This window comes from Skermanella sp. (assembly GCF_059503625.1).
On record NZ_JCACHA010000524.1, the window covers coordinates 1 to 2,092 of the forward strand.

A 2,092-nucleotide genomic window follows, 5' to 3' on the forward strand; every position below is an offset into this window, starting at 1 on the left:
GCCGCCTCGATCTCGGCGGCCAGACGCAGATCGGCGTAGTCGTGCTTGAAGTTGTAGGGCGAGCGCGTCTCGATCCCGAAGAACAGGTCGCTCAGAGCCCGCAACGTCGTGGTCTTGCCGGCCTCGTTGTTGCCGCAGACCAGATGGAAGTCCGCGGCATCGCCAAGTTCCAGCGCGCCGTCGGTGAAATGGCCGAACCGGTCGAGGCCAAGGCGGATCAGTCTCATCGGTCGAACTCCTGGTCGAGCAGTCGGGACAGGACGATGGCTTTCGCTTCGCCGATCAGGGCGGCAGGATTGCGGATACCGGCGAGTTCCCCGTCCCGCTCCTCCCCATCGCCCCCATCGAGATCAAGCTCACGCGGCAGTTTCGCCAGAAGATCCTCCAGTTCCGACTGAAGGGTGGCATGCAGGTCCGCGTCCGTCGCCAGATCGTCGAGCGAGCGGATCAGGCTGCCGACGGCGTCCTGGCGCAGGCTGAGGGCGACGAGGTCGCGGACCGGGCGGGTCGCGGTGACGATCTTCTCGATCCAGACCGCATCGACGGCAAGGTCCAGCGCCACCGCCCGCACTTCTGCCTGAAACGAATCATGGCGGGCCAGCAGCTTGCCGTGCAGCGGCGTCGCCCCGCTCAGCCGCAGCCGGACAGCCAGCGGCCGGCCCTCGGCGTCAGCCACCGCCGCTTCCAGCGATGCCCGCACCCGGCCCAGCGCATCGCCGGTCGATTCGCACCCGGTCAGGTCGGCTTCCACCATGGCCCAGCGCAGAACGTCCACCGACCGGTGCTCGACCTTCGCGATATGGCCGTCCTCGACCGTGACCAGCGTGCAGCCCTTGGAACCGGTTTCCCGGATGTTGCGTCCCTGGAGGTTGCCGGGGAAGACGATATGGGGATGCTCGTGAAGCACTTCCCGGTTATGGACGTGGCCCAGCGCCCAGTAGTCATAGCCATGCCGCGCAAGGTCCGCCGGGACGCAGGGTGCATAGCCGGCGTGCCCTTCCCGCCCGTCCGCCGAGGTGTGCAGCACGCCGATATTGAAGTGACCGGAAACAGGCGCCTTGTAGTTCGCCGCCAGATTGTCCAGCACCTCGCGCTGCTTGAAGCTCTGGCCGTGGATCGCGACCTTCAATCCGGGCACGTGATGAACTTCCGCCTTGCGCGACGAAAAGATCGTCACGTTCTCCGGCAGCGGCAGTTTGCGGCTGATCTGGCTTTCGGCGTCGTGGTTGCCGTGGATCACATAGACGGGAATGTTGCGTTGGCGCAGCCGCGCCATCTGCTGGACGAAGAACAGCCCGGTATTAAAGTCTCGCCAGTCGCCGTCATAGACATCGCCGGCGATCACGACGAAATCGACCGCTTCGGCTTCCGCCAGATCGACCATCGCCTGCAAGGCCCGGCGCGTCGCTCCGCGCAGCAGGTCGACCGGCGCACCGTCGTAGGCGGCAAGGCCGACCAGCGGGCTGTCGAGATGGATATCGGCGGCGTGGATGAATTTCATGGCTGCGTCGGCCCTATCCGGCAACTGGCTGTCCAATACGACAGGTAGTAGCTGGATAGGGTCAAAAACGCAACAATTAGTGTCGAAGCGGTGCAGGCCGGGTCCGTGGGGATGCTGCTCCGCGAACCCGGCTCGCCTACCCGATCACGCCGCCTTTTCGCCCCGCTCGTCCACCAGTTCGACGATGTCGCTCATGATGGCGGTCAGGTCGTAGTCCTTCGGCGTATAGATCCGCGCAACCCCGGCGGCCTTCAGCGTACGCTCGTCTTCCAGCGGGATGATGCCGCCGACCACGACCGGAATGTCGCCGATACCCAGCCGGCGCAGCCGGTCGAGCACTTCGGTCACCAGAGCGACGTGACTGCCGGACAGGATCGACAGGCCGACGACGTGGACGCCTTCTTCCAAAGCGGCGTTGACGATCTGAGCCGGCGTCAGGCGGATGCCTTCATAGACGACCTCCATGCCGGCATCGCGGGCACGGACCGCGATCTGTTCCGCCCCATTGGAATGACCGTCGAGACCCGGCTTGCCGACCAGCATCTTGATCCGGCGGCCGAGCCGTTCTGACACCGCCGTCACCCGGTCGCG

General features: G+C 65.6%; 3 protein-coding genes. All 3 read right to left on the bottom strand.

Translation table 11 applies throughout. The annotated features are described in order from the left end of the window. A partial coding sequence (locus AC5JJ6_RS11205; protein ID WP_496042106.1) for an AAA family ATPase occupies positions 1-227 on the bottom strand: 227 nt, incomplete at its 3' end. Next, complete coding sequence (locus AC5JJ6_RS11210) at positions 224-1,501, bottom strand: metallophosphoesterase family protein (RefSeq protein WP_496042107.1); 1,278 nt, start codon at positions 1,499-1,501, stop codon at positions 224-226. The genes AC5JJ6_RS11210 and AC5JJ6_RS11205, both read right to left, overlap by 4 nt. Positions 1,502-1,645: 144 nt before the next feature. Then, on the bottom strand, positions 1,646-2,092 hold a 447-nt coding region (locus tag AC5JJ6_RS11215), incomplete at its 5' end, for a cobalamin B12-binding domain-containing protein (RefSeq protein ID WP_496042108.1).